Here is a 20213-nt window from a genome sequence, read left to right as displayed (position 1 = left end):
GCATAGATCTATCTCCTAAGATAAGATCAGCTAATTCAGTTCTATTCTCCGTTTAATAAATAGGGTTCTTCTTCTTCCGATTCGTTCTCCTCGGTTTCGCCGCCGATTCCTTCCAAAGATTTGCGTACTTTTGCTCCCAGTTTTCGCATATTTTCAGCTCTGGTGAGTAAGTTTCCTCTTCCACTTTTCAATTTTCCGAGTACGGAGTCATAGTGTTTCCTGGAGTTGTCGATGGACTTCCCTAGATTTTCCAGTGCGGCCAGGATTTCGACGATCTTATCGTACATTTTTCCGGATTCTTCGGCTATCGTCTCTGCGTTCTTGTTTTGTTTCTCTTTTCTCCAGAGGTTTGCAACCATCTTGAGGGAAACCATGAGAGTAGAAGGAGTGACTACTAAAATGTTTTTGGAGTAAGCCTCTTCCAAAAACTTAGGATCGAACCGAACCGCTTCGTAATAAGAAGGTTCTACCGGTAAGAACATCAACACAAAGTCTAGGGATTCGATTCCGTATAAACTTTGGTAATTTTTTTTGAACAGCGATGCAACATGTTCGTAGAGACTTTTTAGGTGCCTTTGGAGTGCTGCCTTTTTTATCTCTTCGGAGTCGCTGGAGGCAAATTCCACATATGCGGTTAAAGATACCTTGGAATCGATGACGATGGATTTTCCGGAAGGAAGCTTTACGACTATATCCGGTCTCAGTCTGCCGTCTTCTGTCTGAACGGAATCCTGAGCGACGTATTCCCTGCCTTTTACTAAACCACTATTTTGTAATATGTTCTCTAGAATGCCTTCTCCCCAGTCTCCCTGGGTTTTCGAATTTCCTTTGAGAGCTGCGGCTAAACTCTTTGCGTCTTCCGAAAGAGTTTTGTTCATATCCAAAAGATTGTTAATCTGAGCTTTTAGATTTGCAGTATCGTCTTTTTGCTCTTTGTGAGATTTTTCGACTGTGGTTCCGAACTTCTCGATTTCATCCTTAAAAGGCTTCAATAAATCATTCAGTTTTTCTTGGGTCTGTTGGTTGAACTTTTGAGAATTGTCCAACAATACTTGGTTTGCCAAATTCTTGAATTCATCCTTAAGTTTGCCTGTCAATTCTTCGAATTCTTTTTTTTGTGACTCTAGTCTCTCCTTTAAAAGATCGGATTCCTTTTTCATGGATTGGTATTGTCCGATTGCTTGAAGATTCTTTTCGGAGGAAATTTTTAACTCCGACTCTAATTGCCCCACTCTTTGTTTCGCTTCCTTTTCTCTCGCGAGAGTCGAAGCGTGATCTAATTTCAGTTTTTCGTGATCGCTCGGAGAGATATCCGAATCCCTTGTGTAAAGTTTTTTAGCCACAAAGAATGCAGCCAAAAATCCGATGGCCGCTCCGATCATAATTGTAATTGCGTATTCCATTCCTCCTCCTTTTCCAACTGTTGCAGTTCACAAGAACCTGCGTTCTTGCTAGGAATTATTATACATGCCCCTCGGACAAATTTTCCTTCTGCTTAAGTCTCATATAATGTTCTTTCAGTTTTTTGGGAAATTTTTCAATGGCGTATCGAAGTGTGGTTCTCGGCATAGAAGAGGCGTATTTATCCAGAAAAATGGTTTCTGTTTTCAGATCCCGATTTCCCACTTCCCTTAACATCCAGCCTACTGCTTTTTGAATCAAATCGTGCGAATCATATACCAAGATCTCGCAAATTTGGATCGTGTCTTTGAACTGGTTTTTTCTGATGAACGCGTATGTAGTAAGGATCGAGATCCTTTTTTCCCAAAGATTTTTGGACTTTGCGAGTTTGTAAACCAGCGCTCTGTCCTTATCTAACAAATATTCTCCGATCAAAATCCTTGCACTTAAATCTACGAAGTCCCAGTTGTTCACATATTTTAGATACTTTAAATAAAATTGATGGATCTTCTTTTTACCTTTTCCATCCTCTTTTGGAAATCTCTCGCACAAGATCAAAAGACCTGTCATTCGAATTTCGTGGTACTTAGAGGTGATCAGGGTCGGGATTTCTTCTAAGCGCAACCAAGCGTGCTGTTTAGCAACCTTCCTTTGCTCCGGGATAGAGATCCCGAGAAACATATCTCCTTCTCCATATTCTCCCTTGCCCGTTTTGAAAAAACCGGATAAGATTTTAACCTTTTCCGGTTTCGCAAAGCTTTGCAATTCCGAGATTACTTGTGTGGCTTTGGATTCTAGTCCAGGTAAGGTTTTTGTTTTTCGATTTTCTGTTTTTAGGGAGGGTTTCCCAGGAGAAGATTTTTGCTTTTTATCGTAAGACATAAGGTTGGAATCATTATGAGAAAATTTCTCAACGCTTAGCCAAGCCTTTTTCGACTTGCAAGCTTTCGCTAGGTTACGAACTTATTTGATAAGAAGGTCCTGGTCGCGGTTAGCCGCCGGTTTCGGGCTTTCTCCGAGAACTTAGAGATGAGAAAAAGACCGCTGCATAATATTTATAGTAAAGAGATCCTTCAGGAAAAACTAAACAAAGAATCTTTCCGCAGGATCACGTTGTCCTTTTACAGATATGTGAGAATTTCCGACCCGGAATCAATGCGCTCCAAGATGTATGAGGATTGGGAAGACTTAGGGATTCTAGGTAGGATCTACCTCGCCGAAGAAGGCATCAACGCTCAGCTTTCCGTGCCCGAGGAGAATTTTTCTCGCCTAAGAACGTATCTTGATTCTACGCCAGAATTTCAGGACGTGCCTTTTAAGATCGCCGTGGAGGACGATGGTAAGTCCTTCTTCAAACTGCATATCAAGGTAAAAAAGAAAATCGTGGCGGATGGTTTGGACGACGATCAGTTTGACGTCACCAATGTCGGAACTCACGTGACCGGAGAACAGTTCAACCAGCTGTCGGAACTTCCGGATTCCATAGTCGTGGACGTAAGAAACCACTACGAATCGGAAATCGGACATTTTGAAAAAGCGATCCTCCCTCAGTCTGACACTTTTCGCGAAGAGCTCCCGATGCTCGTCGATCTGTTGAAGGACGAGAAAGATAAAAAAATCTTAATGTATTGCACAGGTGGAATACGCTGCGAAAAAGCCTCCGCCTATCTAAGGCATCACGGATTTGACCAAGTGTACCAACTGTACGGCGGAATCATATCTTATGCTTCGGAGATGAAAGAGAAAGGAATTCCTTCAAAATTTAGGGGAAAGAATTTCGTCTTTGATGATCGATTGCAAGAAACGATCGACCAAGAAATCATTAGCACCTGCCACCAGTGTGATGATCTTTCTGCTAGACACGTGAATTGCGCCAACCCAGGATGTCACATTCTATTCATCCAATGCGAAAAGTGTGCGACGAAGTTTGATGATTGTTGTTCCGAAGAGTGTCAGGAGATCCATTTGCTTCCACAAGATGAGCAAAGAAGATTGAGAAAGGGAAAGGACCACTCGAATAAGCATTTTAGTAAATCTAGAATTCGACCAAAAGTATTCGAATTGTATCGAGCGAAAGCAAAAGCAGTCGAATAAGGAGGATCCATGCACAGCGATAAGGCAGTTCCGACGATCCAACTAAAAGAAGGAGGTCCTTCTGTTTCCAGATTCGTCTACGGATGTTGGAGACAAGAAGCCGATCCAAAAGGGGACAACCCGGAAAGAATTTTGGAAAAGATAGAAACCTGCCTGGAGCTTGGAATCCATACTTTTGATCACGCGGATCGTTACGGAGACTTTGGGAACGAGGAAAAATTCGGAAAGGCGATTAAATTAAAACCCGGGATCAAAGATTCGATTACCATAGTTACAAAATGCGGAATTAGATCTTATACGCAAAAAGGAAAAAAAGAACTCACAAAGTATTTTGATGCGAGCGAAGATCATATTCTCAGCTCCGCAGAAAATTCACTCAAACGATTGAATGTAGATTCAATCGATCTTTTATTAATTCATCGCCCAGACGTTCTACTAAAACCGGAAGAAGTCGCGTCTGCACTTTGGAAATTGCGCAAGTCCGGCAAAGTGCATCATTTCGGAGTCTCCAATTTTTCCACTTCTCAATTCAATTTACTGCAATCTGCTTTAGATTTTCCTTTAGTAACGAATCAAATACAATTTCATCCACTCCATTCTCTTCCATTGACGGATGGAACCTTTGACCAAGCGCTTTTATTAGGTCACAGGCCGATGATTTGGTCTCCCGCAGCTGGAGGAAAGATTTTCTCTCCGAAGACAGAAGCCGAGACGAAAGTATATCAGGCTCTCAAAGAAATCGCTGATTATAAATCGAGCACGCCGGATCAGATTTTATTTGCCTGGCATCTTGCTCATCCTGCGGGTCTTGTTCCAGTCATAGGAACCAATAATTTAGAGAGACTCCATTCCGCTGCTCGGGCATTTCAGGTGAAATTGGAAAGGGCGGAATGGTACAGAATTTGGGAATCCGGAATGACCGGAGTCGTATCCTAACTTTCTTCCATTTCTATCACTACTTTACCGAAGTGTTTGCCAGCTTTCAAATATTCGAATGCTTGGGGTAAACTTTTGAAAGGAAAGATTTTGTCCACAACTGGCTTTGTTTGATGGAACGAGATCGCTTGGTTCATCTTTTCGAAATCTTTTTTGCTTCCTACAATGACTCCTTGGATTCGAATCCCTTGCATCAGTATTGGAAATAAAGAAAGATTTTGCGCTTCTCCGCCCCCTGCGAGTACTCCGATGAGTGAAACGATTCCACCTGGTCTGGTAGAATTAATAGATTTTTGTAATGTCCCAGCACCACCGACCTCAATCACTAAGTCAGCTCCCTTCATTCCGGTCTTCTTTCGAATTTCTCTCTCCCAATTTTGTTTTGCACTGTAATTGATCAGCTCGTCGGCTCCGAGTGCTTGGGCACGTGCGAGTTTTTCGTCGCTGGACGAAGTGACGATTACCCTACATCCCAGCATTTTAGAAAATTGTAATGCAAACAATGAAACTCCTCCTGTGCCTAAGACTACCACGGTATTTCCCGGTCGCAAATTCCCAAAAGTAACCACTGCATTATAAGCGGTTAATGCAGCGCAAGGAAGAGTGGATGCTTCCGCAAAACTAAGATGTTCAGGAAATGCAATCACTCCGTTTTCTGGAAATACTCTATACTGACTCATCATGCCGTCCAGTGGCCCGCCCAAAGAAGTACGGATTGCGTCGATTTCAGGTTCTCCATCCTGCCAAGCTTGGGAAAATACTCCACAAACTTTGTCGCCTTTTTTTATCTTCGTAACTCCAGCACCAACTTCGACCACTTCCCCGGCTCCGTCCGAAAGCGGCACTAAGGGAAGCTTTTGTTTAGGGTTGTATTCTCCCATTACTGTCAGATAGTCTCTGTAATTAAGAGAACATGCTTTCACTTTGACTAGCACTTCGCCCGCACCTGGTTTAGGATCCGGACGCTCTGCTGTTTTCAGATTTTCCAAACCGAACTGATTTTGAATTTCGAATACTTTCATTATGGTTCTGCCTCGATGATTCAATCCGATTGTATAAAAACCGTCCACATCAATTCGAATTTGTATATACTCGCTTTGAATAAATCCAATTTTGTTTTGCAATCAAACCTCACCTTTTTTTGATAGAAGAAGAATGTAGAGAGGAAGTCTGATGCGGACTTTAGAAGAGACCCAAAAAGAGATCGTGCAAGAGTTTGCAGAGTGCTCGGATTGGGAAGAGAGATACCAGTTATTAATCGAAATCGGAGACAGTCTCGATCCGATTCCAGACTCTTGGAAATCTGAGGACCGGCTTGTTCCTGGATGTCAGTCAAAAGTATGGCTGGTTCCGGAGGAAAAAGAAGGCATACTGGTGCTTCACGCGGATAGTGATTCAGCGATCACCAAAGGTATGATCGCACTTTTGCTTAGGGTCTTTTCAGGCAGAACAAGGCAGGAAATCGCTTCCGCTTCCTTGGATTTTTTGAAGGATATTGGATTGGACAAGCACTTGTCCATGAGTAGGAGAAATGGACTTTATTCGATGGTAAATCGAATTAAGAGTTTATAATATTATCCCTTCAGATATTTATATAGATGGCCCTTTTCTTTCGATAGATTCATCTAGAAATTCGGATGTTTTTAAACTCCGAGCCTCCCTTTGTTATAGCGAACGCTACGCTACAATTTTGAATCTAAGAATAGAATCTTCTTTCCGAGATTGTAGAGCGGGCCAACAGATTCCAAAGACCGGTTTTGAAAGGTTGGTTTCTGGAGGCCCTTTTCCAAAGTGATCACTCTTAAGCTGCTTCTTTCGGGAAATTCTCAGTTTTTTCCCGGGCTCTTTTGTGGATCTCCTCAATCAACTTGTCAGCTAGCAGCTCTGCCAGTGCAGAAATTTTTTCTTGGTTGATAGATACTGTTTTTCTTGCTTCCATAGAATGCCTCCTTGGCTTCATGGAATGATTCTATAGAATCCACCGGACAAAAATCCGTGCACAGGATCAGTTCTGGACCGAAAAATGACGAAAAATACATAACCGAAAAATTTTTTTGCACAAATGGAATTGGATTACAGAAAAAGTCGAGAAGAGCTGGAAAAACTCCAAGGGAATCTTCGAAAAGCGCCCGAAGGAATTTGGTGCTACGAGCTAGAGGAACCTCTGGATACCAAGCTTCCCGTCCAGGCACAATGCCAATGGATTTTTGAAAAAGCGATCCTGACCCACTGCAACGAGGCCTTGGCCAGAATGTACGGATACTCCAAAGTGGAGGATATTATCGGCATACATTTGAAGGATTTATTTTTTCCGAATATCCAAACCAACTTGGACATACTCGCAGAGTTTGTGGGGAACGGTTATAAGACCCACGACGCAGAATCAACCGAAGTAGACCGAAACGGGAATCAGAAGTACTTCGTGAACACTTCTCTGGGTGTAGTCGAAAACGGTGTTCTACTTCGAGCCTGGGGCGTACAAAAAGACATCACGGCGATGAAGAATTCCGAGCTTCGTTTGAAAAGAACGATCGGATTAGAAGGGTTGTTAAGCGAAATCTCTAGGAACTTTTTGAGGGTCGACCCGGGCCAAACTCACGAAGCGATCAATTTCGCCTTAGAACGGTTAGGTGAGTTTACCGGCGCAGACAGGGCATACATTTTTCTTTTTACCAATGCCGGACTTGCGATTTCCAATTCTAACGAATGGTGTGCCGATGGAATTCCTAGACAAATGCATCGATTACAAAATCTTCCGATCACGGTCTTTCCGATGGAGAATCTGGAAGCACTCAGAAAGACCGGAGTCTTTGTTTATAATTCAGCCGATGAAATTCCGGAGAATCATACGGTACTTCGGGAATTCTTTCAGTCGATGGGACTTAAATCTTCTATCGTAGTCGGATTGGTTTCTGTAGACTCCGAAATCGGTTTTCTGGGACTGGATTCAATTTCTAAGGTCAGAACCTGGACCGAAGAGGACGGATATGTTCTAAGGCTTGTCGCAGATTTGGTCGTTCTTGCTTTGGATCGGAAAAAAAGAGAGTCGGACTTAAACGACTTCTACGAAAGAATGAACCATGATTTGGAACTCGCAAGGATCACCCAACGGTCGTTAGTTGCCAGAGAATTTCCCGATTCTCCCTTTTTTCAAGTAGTAAGCTATTTCAGGCCGTTTGAGAAAGTAGGTGGAGATATCATCACCTACGTACAGCACGAAAGCGGAGTTATCGATATTCTGTTCGGAGATGTTTCTGGACACGGAATTTCTTCTGCCATGGTTTCTGGAATGGCGGTGCTATCTTTTAAATATCACGCGAGATCCGGTCTTTCTCCCGCAAAAGGGATCCAAGAATTTATAAAGGACTTAAAGCCTATGGTAGTCGAGCATCATATCGCTACCGTTTGGGTACGCTTTTTTCCACTCGAAAAGAAATTGCTCTACTGTTATGCAGGACATCCTCCCATTATTCTTTTCCGTGGAGACCAGATGATAGAGCTGAAAGGGATGAATCTTCCGCTTTTGATATTCGATTCGATCGACTATTTTGACGAGTCATTGGATCTGCAAGCGGGAGATCGGCTCGTGTTTTATTCGGATGGGATGTACGAAGTTTTCAACAAGCAGGGCAGAATTTTGGATCTATCCGCGTTTCAGGAGATCTTGAATTCGTACAGAGAACTAAATTCTTTACAAGAGTATATAGAGCAGGTCATAGCCGATGTTTTTCAATTTTCGGAAGGTACTTTCAGTGATGATATGGCTATGCTCGTGATTGATATCAAAAAATGACTAAGGTAGTTTCGCTGTACTTTTCTTTTTGCCTAAAAGTAAAACTCCGGAAAGTACGAATGCGGTTCCTGCAAGATTTTCCCAAGTGATCTCTTCTCCCAAAACGATAGAAGCTAAAAATAAAGTGAAGATGGGACCGGCGCTCCCGGCGATCGCCGCTTTCTTGCTACCGATTCTTTGGATTCCTGCAGTGGTCAGAAACGCAGGAACTACCGTGGTAAAAAAACCGAGTACGAATCCGTAGACATAGACGGGCCAAGGTTGCTGGAATAGAAGTCGGAACTCCTTCATTAGAAAAAAATGAACGAGTACGAATGCGCCTGACCAAAGCATAAGCAACGCAGTAAATCTTTGAGATCCTAATTTCGGAATCATTTCGCCGCTTCCGATCAAATAAATGGAATACGCCAAGGAAGATAAAAATACTAGTCCTCCTCCTATCCAGAGATTGCCTCCTTTCGAAGTAGCGTCCGGTAAAAATGCCAAAAGGATTCCACCGTAGGTCAATGCGACTGCATATGCTTCGATTGAGTGGATTTTTTTCCCGAGAAACACAAAGGATAGAATTAGAACTAATGCAGGAAAGGTAAAAAGAACCAATCTTTCCATCGAAGCGGAAATGTATTCTAGCCCCCAAAAATCTAAAAAGCTAGCGAGGTAATATCCTAAAAATGATAAAAGAACAACGATTCCATAATGTCTTTTTTGAATCGGTTTTGCGGATTGGTTTCGGGATTCCTGATACAAGACTATTGCAAAGAACGGGATCGCAAAGATCATTCGAAGCGCCAACACCGTGATCGAGTCCACATTGTATTGATAGACCAATTTTATCATGACACCTTTTGAGGAGAAAAGGATCGTACCAAGCAGAGCGAAAAGAAAACCTCTGGCTTCTTCTTTCGATAATCCAGTCATACCATGAATTGATTTACTAGAACTCCCCGGACCCATGTGGACAGGATTGCGGAGGACACGTTAGGACAAAGCAAGAAACGAATCAGTTCCCCAAAAATAGGAGGTTGATTTCTCTTCTATCGTAGATAAATCCTCCTTCGGGATTTAAGGCGGGCAAAAAGTTATACTGCTTTGCTTTTTCGGAGTCGGATGCTTTTTTCAGTTTTTCTATTTCCTCGTAGCAATCCGAGAGAAAGAACCCGTGACCGCATCCGAGCAAATGATATCCTTCGTGTACCATGGTAGAGGAGGCCCCGCCGACCAAGAGATGACCTAACGTAGAAGTGTGAGCAAGGATATATCCCCTGGTCCCGGTGGGAGAATCCACGGCTCCTAGAATTTGGTACGTAGGTATGAAAAATAGAGCTAGAATGATTTGTCCAATTTCAAATACTAGGTCACTGAACTTAAAACCAGCGAGAGCAAAAATGCGATCGCATTCTGGGGGCATGCGAGATTCGTAAAGCTCTTCCATAATGGCTCCACCGGTCCAACCCTTGCGGTTCCATTTTCGTACATTAGAAATATTTGCATGAAGTTTGTATAAGGAAAGCTCCTCGTTCCAAATCTCGAACAGATTTCTCATTCTTTCTTCTGAAACATTTTCATCCTTCCAAACACAAACACGGATTTGGGATAGTTTTCCGAAATCGTGAGTCTCGCGAATCGAATTTCTGTGAAAACCTACGGTTGTGCACCCGTGTAAGAACAAAGCCAAGAATAATGAGAAAAGAAATTTGCAATGCTTCATGGAAAAGACTTCGTTTATTATTTGCATCGGTCCTTAAGGAACAACTCATTTTGCGAGTCTCTACCGGACGTTTTTCGATTTTGTAGGAATACATTCTCCAATGGAAGCGTTTGCTTTCTTACAAAGGGATAAGCGGGAAAATATATTGAAGTATATAAAATGATCTTTTGATTAGCCCTCAAACTCAAGGGGATTTTATGAAAAAATATTTCTTCACTCTAACTTTTATAGTCTGTTGTCTAACCTGGTTCTCTGGTTCTGGGGTCGCAGCTCCGGATTCTTCCAAATCATCCTTACGAGTTAGGTCTTGGGAGACTTCGATGCTGGATGTTTATGTGGACGGCAAAAAGCACTATATGGGTGGAGGAACCGTCGTGCAGATCGACAACCTTGCACCCGGGATTCACCATGTAGTGATCAAGAATCCTCGGGGTGTAACTCTTTATAATAGAAAACTGATGCTGAATTCCGGTAAATTAAGAAATATACTCCATAATATCGAAGACAGCATGGAAGACAGGGGAGAAGAAAACCTCTAGATTCGAAAAATCGGATTGCCAGTCTCGCAAAATTATTGCAGCTTTCCTTGGTATGGAAAGAATATTTTTTACTCTGAAAATAATGCATATTGCGATCGTCGCTGCTCCCTTGGCATTTGTGGGAGCAGCTTTTGCATTAGAAAATCCTAAAATTCCATCTCAACTACCTGAGATACTTCTGGCGATTTCTCTGTTCTCCGTTCCTGCCAGTTTTTTTCTGAGAAAACTGCTTTCGGATCGAGGGAAAAGTATGCAACCTACAAAAAAGCTCGCCGCGTATCAAACAATGAAAATCATTACTTGGGCATTGGTGGAAGGAGGTTGCTTTCTCAATGCAGTCGCATTTTTTATTTCCGGCTCGATGATTTCAATGGTCGCTGTAATGATACTTTCTGCGTTCAATCTGTTGCAGGTTCCTAAAATGGAAGAGTTTACCACCTTATATAAAGTGGACCAAAAATGAACTAAGGCGGGCGCGAAATATAATTACCCTTTTGACGACCGGCTTTTACAGAAGACTTATTTCAGTTACTTATCATTTATAAAAGAATTATTTCTTACTTTTAGGGATGCATAACGATACATTAATAAAAGATAATGTATTTTTGAATAGAGGGAATATTTTCGAGAAATAATAAATTTTCCTTGGAAATTTGCAAAATATAAATAGCTTCAGCCGGCTGTGAATTCGGTCCTAGGGCTACGCTTACCTTGCCTACTTTTGTGCATTTTTGGCATTCAATGCCAAATCCAGGATGGAAAGGGTTTCCCTGCACTTGACCTTAACAGCTTCTTAAATCCAGGATCCTCTAACAAAGCGCATTTGAATTCCTTTCAGGATCTTAATACTTTTGGCCACACAGCTCAATTCGAAGCTGGTTCGCATAATTTTGATTATGTGAATTCCCCCGGCTCTGCTTCTATTTTTATTTCTCAAAAATCCTATGGCAACAATACAGATCAGATCTATGTGGATGGTCTCGGAAGGGAGGTCGCTTTTCGAGGCTTCAATATTTCCGGAAATACAAAATTAGTACAGCACCAATTCAAACCTTTTCAGAACGAGCAGGACGCAGAGATTGCGATGGATCGTTTGGCCAAGAGTACAGGTTCGAACATCGTTCGATTTGCGATCGCTTGGGAAGGAGTGCATCCTTCTGTTGGAAGTATTGATACCGCGTACGTAAGCTCGGTGGTCGCGCAGATGAAAAAAGCGATCTCAAGAAAAATGTACATACTTGTCGACTATCATCAAGATTTGTTTTCGAGGCATTTGTTCAATCAAAACTCTTGGTTCACCGCAAACGGAGCGCCTAGATGGATTACGCCGGAAGGTTCTTATCCGAACGAATATTGCGGGATTATATGCGCGAACTGGAGCCAGAACAATTTAACAAATGAGGCAATTCGAAAAGCTTTTCGGAATTTTTGGAACAACGCCGGTCTGACAACCAGCTTAGGTCCGAGATTGATGCAGGATGAATTCATCTGGCAGCTCGGTCAGGCGGCGCAATTCCTAAAGGATCATTTAAGTCCGGAAGAATTTTCCTACGTTTTAGGACTGGATCCTTTTAACGAGCCCGTGGATGGAGGAATGCAAGGATTGACTCCTGCTCAGTGGGACAATCAAAAACTTTGGCCTTTTTATCAAAGAGTCCGACAGGAATTAAATTCTAAGGGTTGGCAGGACAAATGGGTTTTTGCAGAACCATTAGTTTTTTGGAATACGAATGTAGGTAGTGCGATCGTGCCCGCAACCGGAGGAGGCCACCTATCTTCACCACCAGGTCCAGGCTTTGTATTTAACTCGCATTTTTATGATGCTGCTAGGATGGGCTGGGATGTAACAGGAATAGATAATGCGACTTATTTTAAGTATTTGGATGAGATCCGGAAGGAGGGAAGATTTCTAAATACTCCTATCTTTTTAAGTGAATTCGGAATGTGGCTGAACGGAGCAGGGGCAAAAGACACTCCTAGAATGATCAGTGCAGTCTATCAGGCGATGGAAATTTCGGATGGGCAGCAGACTTCTAAAACGAGATTTGCGGATTTTTATAATCCGATCGTATCCGGAACCCAATGGCAATGGGACTACTATCACAACCAACACCACGAATTTATGAATGGAAACCTTTCGAAGCTGATCACTTCAAAAGACGCATGGAACGACGAAGAATTCTCCGTAATCGGAAACTCAGGGTCGAATTTTAATATGGATTTCCATGCGATCCAACGATCTTATCCGCGCCGCTCCCAAGGTAGAATTTTAAGTTTTTATTATAATGCCGTAGGATTCGATTCTTGGAACAACATTTACAAATGGGGAGGTATCCGCACTTCTTCTACTGGACCGACTCGTTTTTCGAACAATCGATTCTCGATCTTAATTTGGAAAGGTAGAAATTCCGATTCTCCTTCGGAAATTTATCTTCCTCCTCATTTTTCGAGGAGCGAACTCATCTTGGTGACGGAAAAAAGAGTTTATAATAAAAATCTGAACGACGCGATCGGCGACCAATCTGACGAAGCAGTGATCGTTTCGGATTTTGGCAGACAAAGTGGCTCAGGCGATTTGCTCGTATTGTGGGACGATTTGGATCCAACTGAAGATGGAGCAGAATCTGTTCATTATGCCTTGGTGATAGACGGAACCGGTTTAAATTTATCCGAATCCTATCTCTCCGGTTTACAACTAGAGCTAAACCAGAGAATTCTCTCAGAAAGGAAAAGTCCGATATTTTTGACTGGTAAAATGACGTATGGAGGATATCCTTCTGAATAGAAATGAAATTTCTAAAACTAAAGAAGCCACTGACTCCGTTTCAACTATTGTTCCTGATTCCCTTAAGTTTGCTCTTGTTCTCTTTTTTGATCGGAGAGACTGTTCGACTTTATAGGGTGCATTCGGAAAACTCGTATGCTTCCGAATTACCGGAAATCGACCGATTGTTCAATCTACTTTCAGTAGAGGATATGTTTCGAAAATACGGCTACGGTTTTCGCGAGAAAATGGGAGACGACGAACTGAGAAGTACCGGTTTGGAAAGGGTTTCGATTTGGGAAGAGACAATTCCTAGATTTTTTCTATTTTTAACCATCGTTCTTTATCCCGGATACAGGCTGAGTATTTATATCTATGATTTACTCATCAAGGAAGCCCATCGAAAGGTCTAATATTTTACGTAAAGTAATCCGAGCTCCTGCGGGGAATGCATAAGTTATCCGATATGAATTCTGTGAACGTATCTTCCAAGAAAAATTTGAAGCAGAATCGTACTGAGCAAAAGAAAGGCAAATCCTCTTTACCTTTCGCAATTTTGTTCTTAGTTCCGCTAACTCTGTTCTTGGTCACTGCAATTGGCGGTGGATTGATGAAAGTGGACAGGATGTATTCAGAATCTTCTTTCGAAGAAAAATTAAATCCACTTCATAAAGTATGGAGGGGTTTGCAGCTTAAAGTTTTCGTAAAGCAGCATGGAATCGATTTTAGGAACAAGATCTCGGAGACCGAGAGAAGATCCGTAGGTTTGTACAGAGAATCCTTTTTGGAGTCCCTGCTTCCGAAGTTTATATTTATGGGACTGATTGTACTCTATCCGGCTTATTTTTTCATTAATTTATGGAAGCGATCTCCGAAGAAAGTTCCGGTAAAGAAAGCTAAGAAATTGCATTCCAGGAAATAGTCTCAATCCGATTTTGGAAAAAGTGGCGCGGTCCATAGATCGTGCAAGTTACATTTTAGGTAAACTTTTAAGTGCGGATCGTTCGAAAGATCCTTCACTACGAGTTCTGCACGAGTCGAAGGAAGGCCGTGGGCGGGCTTCTGGAACGACTTCCCAACTATATCTATTTTATCTTTATTGAATATTCCGATTCTTTCAATATAGTGAGAAGCATTGTAGAGTGAATTTTCCTTTACAGTTACTGTTATCTTGGTTTTGCCGCCTTCCAACTTTTCGACAGTGAAAAGCGGTGCGTGGGAAGATTCCATTCCTTCCCATTCTCCTGGATCTTGTGCAGTATACTCAGCTTTAGGAGTCTTTGGTTTTGTATCAGATTCGTTGAAATTACATTTCTCAAAAATGAATATCGACAGAAAGAATAAGAATAGATGTAGTGCTTCCGCAATTTTGTTCATTTATTAATCCAACTGGCGGAAGACTTTGATCGCATCCGTTCCAGTTCCGGCAGTAACATAAATATAATTGAATGCTCCATCTGAAATCGAGGTGGATGAAATGAACTTTAGATAAAGTGGAGAAACGGTACCGAGTCCATTCGTTCCTTGTTGAGACCAACCTGCGCCCGACATGGTTCCAGATGTTGCGGAAGGATTCGTACTATTGATTCGGAAGATTCTGACTCCGTTTGTAGGGTCGTCAAAACCTACGTAAAGGATTCCTGAGCCGTTATTCTGGAGAATGCTGATCGCGTTCGAAGTTCCCAAATCGCTTTCTGTTCCGGAGATAATCAAAGACCAATCTCCTGGTTCACAAGTAGTAGCTCCTCCGACAGTTCCAGGTTCGCATTTCCAAAGCTCACCCTTCGAATTTGTCTGACAAGCTTGGAGAGTGTCCGTGTTGGTGCAAGTAGAGCCCGAAGCTACATTTCGTGCCATGTACAGCCTTCCGTTATACACGAGCAGTTTCGGAATTCCTTTTTTGCCCGGATTCACTTTTTCCAATCCGGATGGTTGAGGAGGAAGTACGAGTGTGGTGCCGGAAAATCCCGAAGGAGTAGATAGAACAGAGCTAGAGAAGGAAGTAAAATCGGTAGAGTACCGAACTCCTCCGTTGTTTGCTACGTACAGTGCGGAGTTGAACTTAACGATCGCATCGATACCTACAACCTTCGAAGTGTTCTTTAAATTGTTAACCGAAGCGCCCTTGCCTAGGTTGTCAAGAGAGCGGAAATTCATGTCCGTACCGCTGGCCACCGAAATCACTCCAGAAGAAGCGGACAAGGAATGATGAGTCAGGATCGGAGCTTGAGTTCCATGAGCAGAAGAAAGTCCCATGTATAAGTGATTATCTACCGCATAAAGAGTTTGGACACTCTTAGTATTAGAGCCGCCGGTAGCGCTGAATCCGAACTCGCTCCAAGGTAGGATTAAATCCGAGCTCTGCGTGAAATATCCTCTGGTGACCCCATCTTTCAATGGACCAACCATTAGAATTTCATAATTTGTTCCGCCAATGGTTACGATCGCAGAATTGAATCCGACCACTCCTCTTTCTCCGTTTGGTCCCATATTTGTTCCGCAAGTAGTTCCAGATCCATAGCCAAATCCGGTTGCAGAGGTGCAAACTCCAGCAGAGAAGGAGAATGTAGTTAAGATACTGTTTTGTCCGTTTGGATCAAACCGGAATGCAGCATTGTTAACATCATTCGTACCAAGGTATACTTTTCCACCGAAATTGAACGCGAAAGAGAATACCGTACCATCGGTGAAAGGATCCGAAAAGTAGGAGCCTCCCGAGAAATTCGTGACTGCAGTGCCGCTGCCTGTAAAGGAGGCTCTATCTTGTGGAGCTACCTTTACTTGTCGCTCAGTAGCGCTCAGTAGAGTGTTCGCATCTAGTAGACTTCCCCAAGAAGTATTATCGAATCCGTCACCGTCTACATTATTCGCGACGATAACCGAATATGCCGAACCTGTCTGTGGGGAACTGTGCGTAATCGTAATTTCGTTTGAAAGGGAGCCACCTAACGTAGCTGAGGTGATTGATCCTAAGCTTGGACTGAATTTGTAGCGATAACCGCATTCTGTGGAGGTCGTGCAACCTGCGGTCCCGGTGGAATCGTTTCCGGCTACCGGTGCTCGGCTCAGTATCACTTTGACTGTGTTCGTTCCTAAGGACAGGGCAGATACCACTTTCAATCGGTCGTTTCCTAGGAATGTCAAAAAGTAAGGAGTTCCCATAGGGTTAGGTGTAGGTGATCCCAAATCTACAACGTTAGATGTCACAGCGATTCTATAATAGATATCGCATAGATTCGTGGACAGATTGATTTGCACCGTAGTAGAGTTGATCGAGGTTACGGAGGAAATGACCGGATCCGTGCAAGCGTCAGAACTCGCTTCGGTTAACGAATAGTTCCCCGGATTGTTTGCAGCGTTTGCGGTCCCATCCATTTTCATCGATTCTGAATAGGAGATGGTTACCGAATTAGGAGTGATATTTACTACACTCACTATATAAGGGGCGATCGTATCGGTGTAGAAAGAGCCCGCTACCGGATTCACGGCGGCAATATTTGTGGAAGTGTTTGGCACGGAAGCATTATCAGTAATGGTTCCTAGAATTGTAATTGTATCTCCTACAGAAATCGTACTGCCCGATCCTGCAAAGGTGACTGTCAAAGAATCTCCTGCCGCGTTCCAAACCGCAGAGGAAATCGTTCCCCAGGTATGCGAAGAGGACAGTTGTAAAATCGAATCGATGTTAGACGAATTGATCACCGGCTTATCTGTAGATTCAGAGAAAGTCAAAATCACAGTGTCGTCCGAATCCACGCTGATATTGGAAACGGAATTATCACTGGCAACCGCGGTTAGCAATACAGGAGGAGCTTTATCCAATGTGACCGAAGTCAAATCTGATACAGTAGCAGTTTCTACTCCTGAAACTCCACCTTTCCACCTTCCGGACGACATTGTAAAAGATGCGAGTTTGATGTCAGTGCCTGAAACTGTGCTATCATCGGTAAATATGGTAACGATAGAGTCGTTCGCAGTTCCAGGATCATTATTCGGAGAAGCAATTGTCCCAGTCCCGCTAGTTGTAGAATCTACTCTATTTGCGGTAACTCCCGAGATTGCGAATTGAGCCGCGTCTGCATTATCCACTGTGGAGTCGTCGATTGATTCAGAAAAAACGATTTTTATCTGATCTATCTTACCATTTTTATTGGTATCATACTGAGTCACGCTTTGGATCGAAGGTCCACTGACCACGGTAATCGATTTTGCGGAAGTGTTTCCTGTATTATTCGCGGCGTCGTAGAGATTCGCATTGCCTGCGACTGTATCCACATTGTTATCGCCGGAAGCAAAAGCAAAGTTAGAAAGAAAGACTGCGTTGAAGCCAGAATCGGAGGCGCAAACATCCGAACCCATTCCACTTAGCGAAGTTGCACCGGCTGCATTTCCATCGTTAAAAGTCAAAACGGAGGTTGACAAATCACCGGATCCGGAGCATGCAGGAGCTCCTCCCGCGCCATATACAGCTTCGGAGAAAATAACAGTAAGAGAGGTTGAGCCCGCGTTTGCACTCGCAGCGACTACTGCAGGTTTGGCTCTATCTGCTTCGGTTACGGAAGCCGTAAATATTCTACCGACCGTTTTTGCTCCTGCGGAGGATAATAGTCCAGGAGTAGAGCTTGTAGTCAAATCCGGCTTGGCTCCCGAGTCGTAAGAAGAACTTTCGGAAAATTTAATATAGATTATGGAATCATTTGCGGTATCCGATACAGGTGCAGCTGTACCGTGAGCAAGTACTACATTGCTATATCCTGCTACAAACCAATCCGACTGGGATGTTCCTAATGAATTGAGGGCGTATCCTGGGAAGGTGCTATCATCTACTGATTCTGAAAAGACTAACTTGTAATGGTCAATTTTCCCGTCGTTGTCCGAGTCGATCGTTTCCGCGGATAAAATTCCCACTTCATCATCAGTAATTGTGAATGTATGAGTTGAAGGGCTCACAACAGTTGCATTTGTCGGACTGCTTAAACCGAGCACAACAGTTTCGTTGCCTTCATAAATCGTATCCTGTAATACAGCGATCGTTACTGTTTGAGAGGTTTGGCCAGGAGAAAATGCGACGGTAAGAGGAGATCCTATATCGGAATAGTCTGTACTGGATGTCGCAGTTCCTCCTGAATCGGTCACCAACACCGACACTGTTGTTCCAGAAGCCTGGGACAACGAGATCGTGATAGTACGATTATTGCTAGATTCGTCAGGCGAAGATGAGGAAGAAGAACTAAAATACACATCCGGTGGATTGTCATCGTCGTTGATAGTAACAGTATGAACGGTAGTGGCGCCTAATACTGCGTTAGACGGACTAGAGAGGGTGATCGTAAGAGTCTCATCCGATTCATCAAGTGTGTCATTTGCTACGCTTAATACGATGTTTTCAGAAACCGATGGAGAGTTGAATGTAAGGGTTCCGGAGGCCAAAGTGTAGTCGGTTCCAGCTCCTGTCGCAGTAACTCCAGTAACCGTATAATCTACAGTAACTGTAGAAGCGGAAACGGAAGATAGATCCACCGGAATATTCAGAGTGGAAGTAGCTTCTCCCACGCTTAAACTAGCCGAATTGAAACTGACAGTAGGACTTGCAGTGCTGATTACTAATGCTTTGTTATCCGAAAGGGAAATTCCAGATCCGCTCGTAGGTAAAGTAAGAGCGGCTGGATTAGAAACCAAGTCATTGATGGTCCCACCGGCAAGTGATAATGAGGATGCGGATGCGACTTCCAAATCCGAAGAAATATCACCGTTTATTACTGTATAAGTAAATGTAAGAGTATTGCTTCCGCTTCCAGAGGAATAAGAAATCGTCTCATCGGTTCCACCGGTTTCCAGTGTAAGGGTAGGAGTCCCAGTGACCGAAACCGCTTCAGAAAATTCTACTTGGATGGATATGCTTGCTGCAATCCCGTACACTCCGTTGGATGTCGAAGATGTGACGTTCGTAATCGTTGGTCCAGCGGTATCGATTGTAATTGTCTTAGCCTGGCTGATCGATCCAGGAGTACCCGGAAAAGCAAGAGTAAGAGAGGCGTCATTTCCTGCAGAATCCCTCAAGGTTCCTCCTCCATCCGAAAGAGAAGTAGTTCCGACATAGTCTAGGGCAGACGTTGCGTCTGGCGAAGTTACAGTAAAATCAAAACTTAATATAGTGCTAGCACTTCCGCTTGCGTAAGAAACGCTTCTTCCGACGTTTAGATTGATTGTAGGAGTTCCGGTCACTGTGACTGATTCCGTAAAAACCACCAAGACAGATCCAGCTTGCCCTACACCGTAGGTTCCATTTGCTAAACTAGTACCTACTAGGAAAACGCTGGGAGCAATCGTATCTATTGTTAAGTCCTTGCTTGCGCCGAGTGAACCTGCTGCTCCTGGAGTAGGAAGGGTGATGGAAAGATCAGAACCGGAGGAGTTTTTGATACTTCCTCCGTTCAAAGAAAAGGCAGAAACGGAACTATAATCTAGATCTGCGACATCCTCTCCTCCGGAAACAGTGTAAGAAAAGGACAGAGTCTTCGTGCCCGATCCTGCGGAAAAGTTCGCAGTTCCTCCGTTATTAAGCGAAATTTGGGGAGTGCCGGAGACAACCGCTTTTTCCGGAAACCCGACAGTGATAGTCAGGTTTGTTCCTGCTTTGTAAGCTCCATTCGAATTACTCGAGGAAACTAGCAAAGAGCCTGGCGTGGTTGTTAGTGGAGTAGTTCCAGGATCAGACGGAGGCAGAAGTATAGAGCTACCTCCTCCTTTATCGCCAGTAAGAAAAGCAACCGCGGCCCCAATAAGCGGCCAAGCGCAGTTTACGTTGAATATTAGTAAGAATGTAAAAACGACAATTGAGTATGCTTTTCGAATAAATCTTTTTTTCGCGTTGGCCATTTAATTCCTGGTTTCATTTTCTCTTATCTACCAAAAGAGACGCGAATCTTTAGAGATAATTTACAAAAGATGCATGTTTGTTTTGATCCAATCACTAGA

Annotated in this window: 17 protein-coding genes; 9 read left to right on the top strand and 8 right to left on the bottom strand. The window is 43.2% G+C overall.

Annotation, left to right across the window (positions count from 1 at the left end; genetic code table 11):
- Positions 1 to 41: 41 nt before the first annotated feature.
- Both CH373_RS08785 and CH373_RS08780 read right to left on the bottom strand, forming a co-directional pair.
- A complete protein-coding gene (locus tag CH373_RS08785; protein ID WP_100713881.1) occupies positions 42 to 1403 on the bottom strand; it encodes a DNA recombination protein RmuC in 1362 nt (453 codons plus the stop codon).
- Positions 1404 to 1461: 58 nt separating this feature from the next.
- Positions 1462 to 2283, bottom strand: coding sequence for a DNA alkylation repair protein (locus CH373_RS08780; protein ID WP_100713880.1), 822 nt, complete (start codon positions 2281 to 2283; stop codon positions 1462 to 1464).
- 147 nt (positions 2284 to 2430) lie between these two features.
- Between CH373_RS08780 and trhO the strand changes: the two genes are divergently transcribed.
- Both trhO and CH373_RS08770 read left to right on the top strand, forming a co-directional pair.
- A complete protein-coding gene (gene trhO / locus CH373_RS08775) occupies positions 2431 to 3495 on the top strand; it encodes an oxygen-dependent tRNA uridine(34) hydroxylase TrhO (protein WP_100713879.1) in 1065 nt (354 codons plus the stop codon).
- 9 nt (positions 3496 to 3504) lie between these two features.
- Positions 3505 to 4431 (top strand): aldo/keto reductase, encoded by a 927-nt coding sequence (locus CH373_RS08770; protein WP_100713878.1) that lies wholly within the window; start codon positions 3505 to 3507, stop codon positions 4429 to 4431.
- On the opposite strand, the gene CH373_RS08765 is transcribed toward CH373_RS08770, so the two are convergent.
- Positions 4428 to 5453 (bottom strand): zinc-dependent alcohol dehydrogenase family protein, encoded by a 1026-nt coding sequence (locus tag CH373_RS08765; RefSeq protein WP_100713974.1) that lies wholly within the window; start codon positions 5451 to 5453, stop codon positions 4428 to 4430. The two genes, CH373_RS08770 and CH373_RS08765, sit on opposite strands and share 4 nt — an antisense overlap.
- Before the next feature lie 151 nt (positions 5454 to 5604).
- On the opposite strand from CH373_RS08765, the gene CH373_RS08760 reads away from it, so the two are divergent.
- Positions 5605 to 6003 carry a SufE family protein gene (locus tag CH373_RS08760; protein ID WP_100713877.1) on the top strand — a complete coding sequence of 133 codons (399 nt, stop codon included), beginning with the start codon at positions 5605 to 5607 and terminating at the stop codon, positions 6001 to 6003.
- A 229-nt stretch (positions 6004 to 6232) separates the two neighbouring features.
- Here the strand turns inward: CH373_RS08760 and CH373_RS18635 are convergent, their stop codons facing one another.
- Complete coding sequence (locus CH373_RS18635) at positions 6233 to 6370, bottom strand: hypothetical protein (RefSeq protein WP_165778803.1); 138 nt, start codon at positions 6368 to 6370, stop codon at positions 6233 to 6235.
- Between the two features lie 123 nt (positions 6371 to 6493).
- Between CH373_RS18635 and CH373_RS08755 the strand changes: the two genes are divergently transcribed.
- A complete protein-coding gene (locus tag CH373_RS08755) occupies positions 6494 to 8224 on the top strand; it encodes a SpoIIE family protein phosphatase (RefSeq protein ID WP_100713876.1) in 1731 nt (576 codons plus the stop codon).
- Here the strand turns inward: CH373_RS08755 and CH373_RS08750 are convergent, their stop codons facing one another.
- Complete coding sequence (locus tag CH373_RS08750) at positions 8225 to 9142, bottom strand: DMT family transporter (RefSeq protein WP_243393325.1); 918 nt, start codon at positions 9140 to 9142, stop codon at positions 8225 to 8227. It lies immediately after the preceding gene.
- A gap of 82 nt (positions 9143 to 9224) precedes the next feature.
- Positions 9225 to 9932, bottom strand: a complete 708-nt coding sequence (locus CH373_RS08745) for a hypothetical protein (RefSeq protein ID WP_100713874.1) — start codon at positions 9930 to 9932, stop codon at positions 9225 to 9227.
- A 197-nt stretch (positions 9933 to 10129) separates the two neighbouring features.
- On the opposite strand from CH373_RS08745, the gene CH373_RS08740 reads away from it, so the two are divergent.
- The 5 genes from CH373_RS08740 to CH373_RS08720 all read left to right on the top strand — a co-directional run bounded on the left by CH373_RS08740 (position 10130) and on the right by CH373_RS08720 (position 14157).
- Positions 10130 to 10471, top strand: coding sequence for a hypothetical protein (locus CH373_RS08740; protein ID WP_125169978.1), 342 nt, complete (start codon positions 10130 to 10132; stop codon positions 10469 to 10471).
- Positions 10472 to 10523: 52 nt separating this feature from the next.
- Positions 10524 to 10934, top strand: a complete 411-nt coding sequence (locus CH373_RS08735; protein ID WP_125169976.1) for a hypothetical protein — start codon at positions 10524 to 10526, stop codon at positions 10932 to 10934.
- Between the two features lie 360 nt (positions 10935 to 11294).
- Positions 11295 to 13256, top strand: coding sequence for a cellulase family glycosylhydrolase (locus CH373_RS08730; RefSeq protein WP_243393324.1), 1962 nt, complete (start codon positions 11295 to 11297; stop codon positions 13254 to 13256).
- Between the two features lie 2 nt (positions 13257 to 13258).
- Positions 13259 to 13648 (top strand): hypothetical protein, encoded by a 390-nt coding sequence (locus CH373_RS08725; protein ID WP_100713871.1) that lies wholly within the window; start codon positions 13259 to 13261, stop codon positions 13646 to 13648.
- Between the two features lie 35 nt (positions 13649 to 13683).
- The gene (locus CH373_RS08720; RefSeq protein WP_243393323.1) at positions 13684 to 14157 is read left to right on the top strand and encodes a hypothetical protein; all 474 of its coding nucleotides are present in this window, start codon (positions 13684 to 13686) and stop codon (positions 14155 to 14157) included.
- A gap of 2 nt (positions 14158 to 14159) precedes the next feature.
- Here the strand turns inward: CH373_RS08720 and CH373_RS08715 are convergent, their stop codons facing one another.
- Together CH373_RS08715 and CH373_RS08710 are read right to left on the bottom strand one after the other, a co-directional pair.
- Positions 14160 to 14612: a desulfoferrodoxin family protein gene (locus CH373_RS08715; protein ID WP_100713870.1), complete on the bottom strand. Its 453-nt coding sequence runs from the start codon at positions 14610 to 14612 to the stop codon at positions 14160 to 14162.
- 3 nt (positions 14613 to 14615) lie between these two features.
- Positions 14616 to 20114, bottom strand: a complete 5499-nt coding sequence (locus CH373_RS08710) for a beta strand repeat-containing protein (RefSeq protein ID WP_100713869.1) — start codon at positions 20112 to 20114, stop codon at positions 14616 to 14618.
- Positions 20115 to 20213 lie beyond the last annotated feature (99 nt).

Source organism: Leptospira perolatii, assembly GCF_002811875.1.
Taxonomy (GTDB): Bacteria; Spirochaetota; Leptospiria; order Leptospirales; family Leptospiraceae; genus Leptospira_B; species Leptospira_B perolatii.
This window is presented reverse-complemented; position numbering and strand designations above follow the sequence as displayed.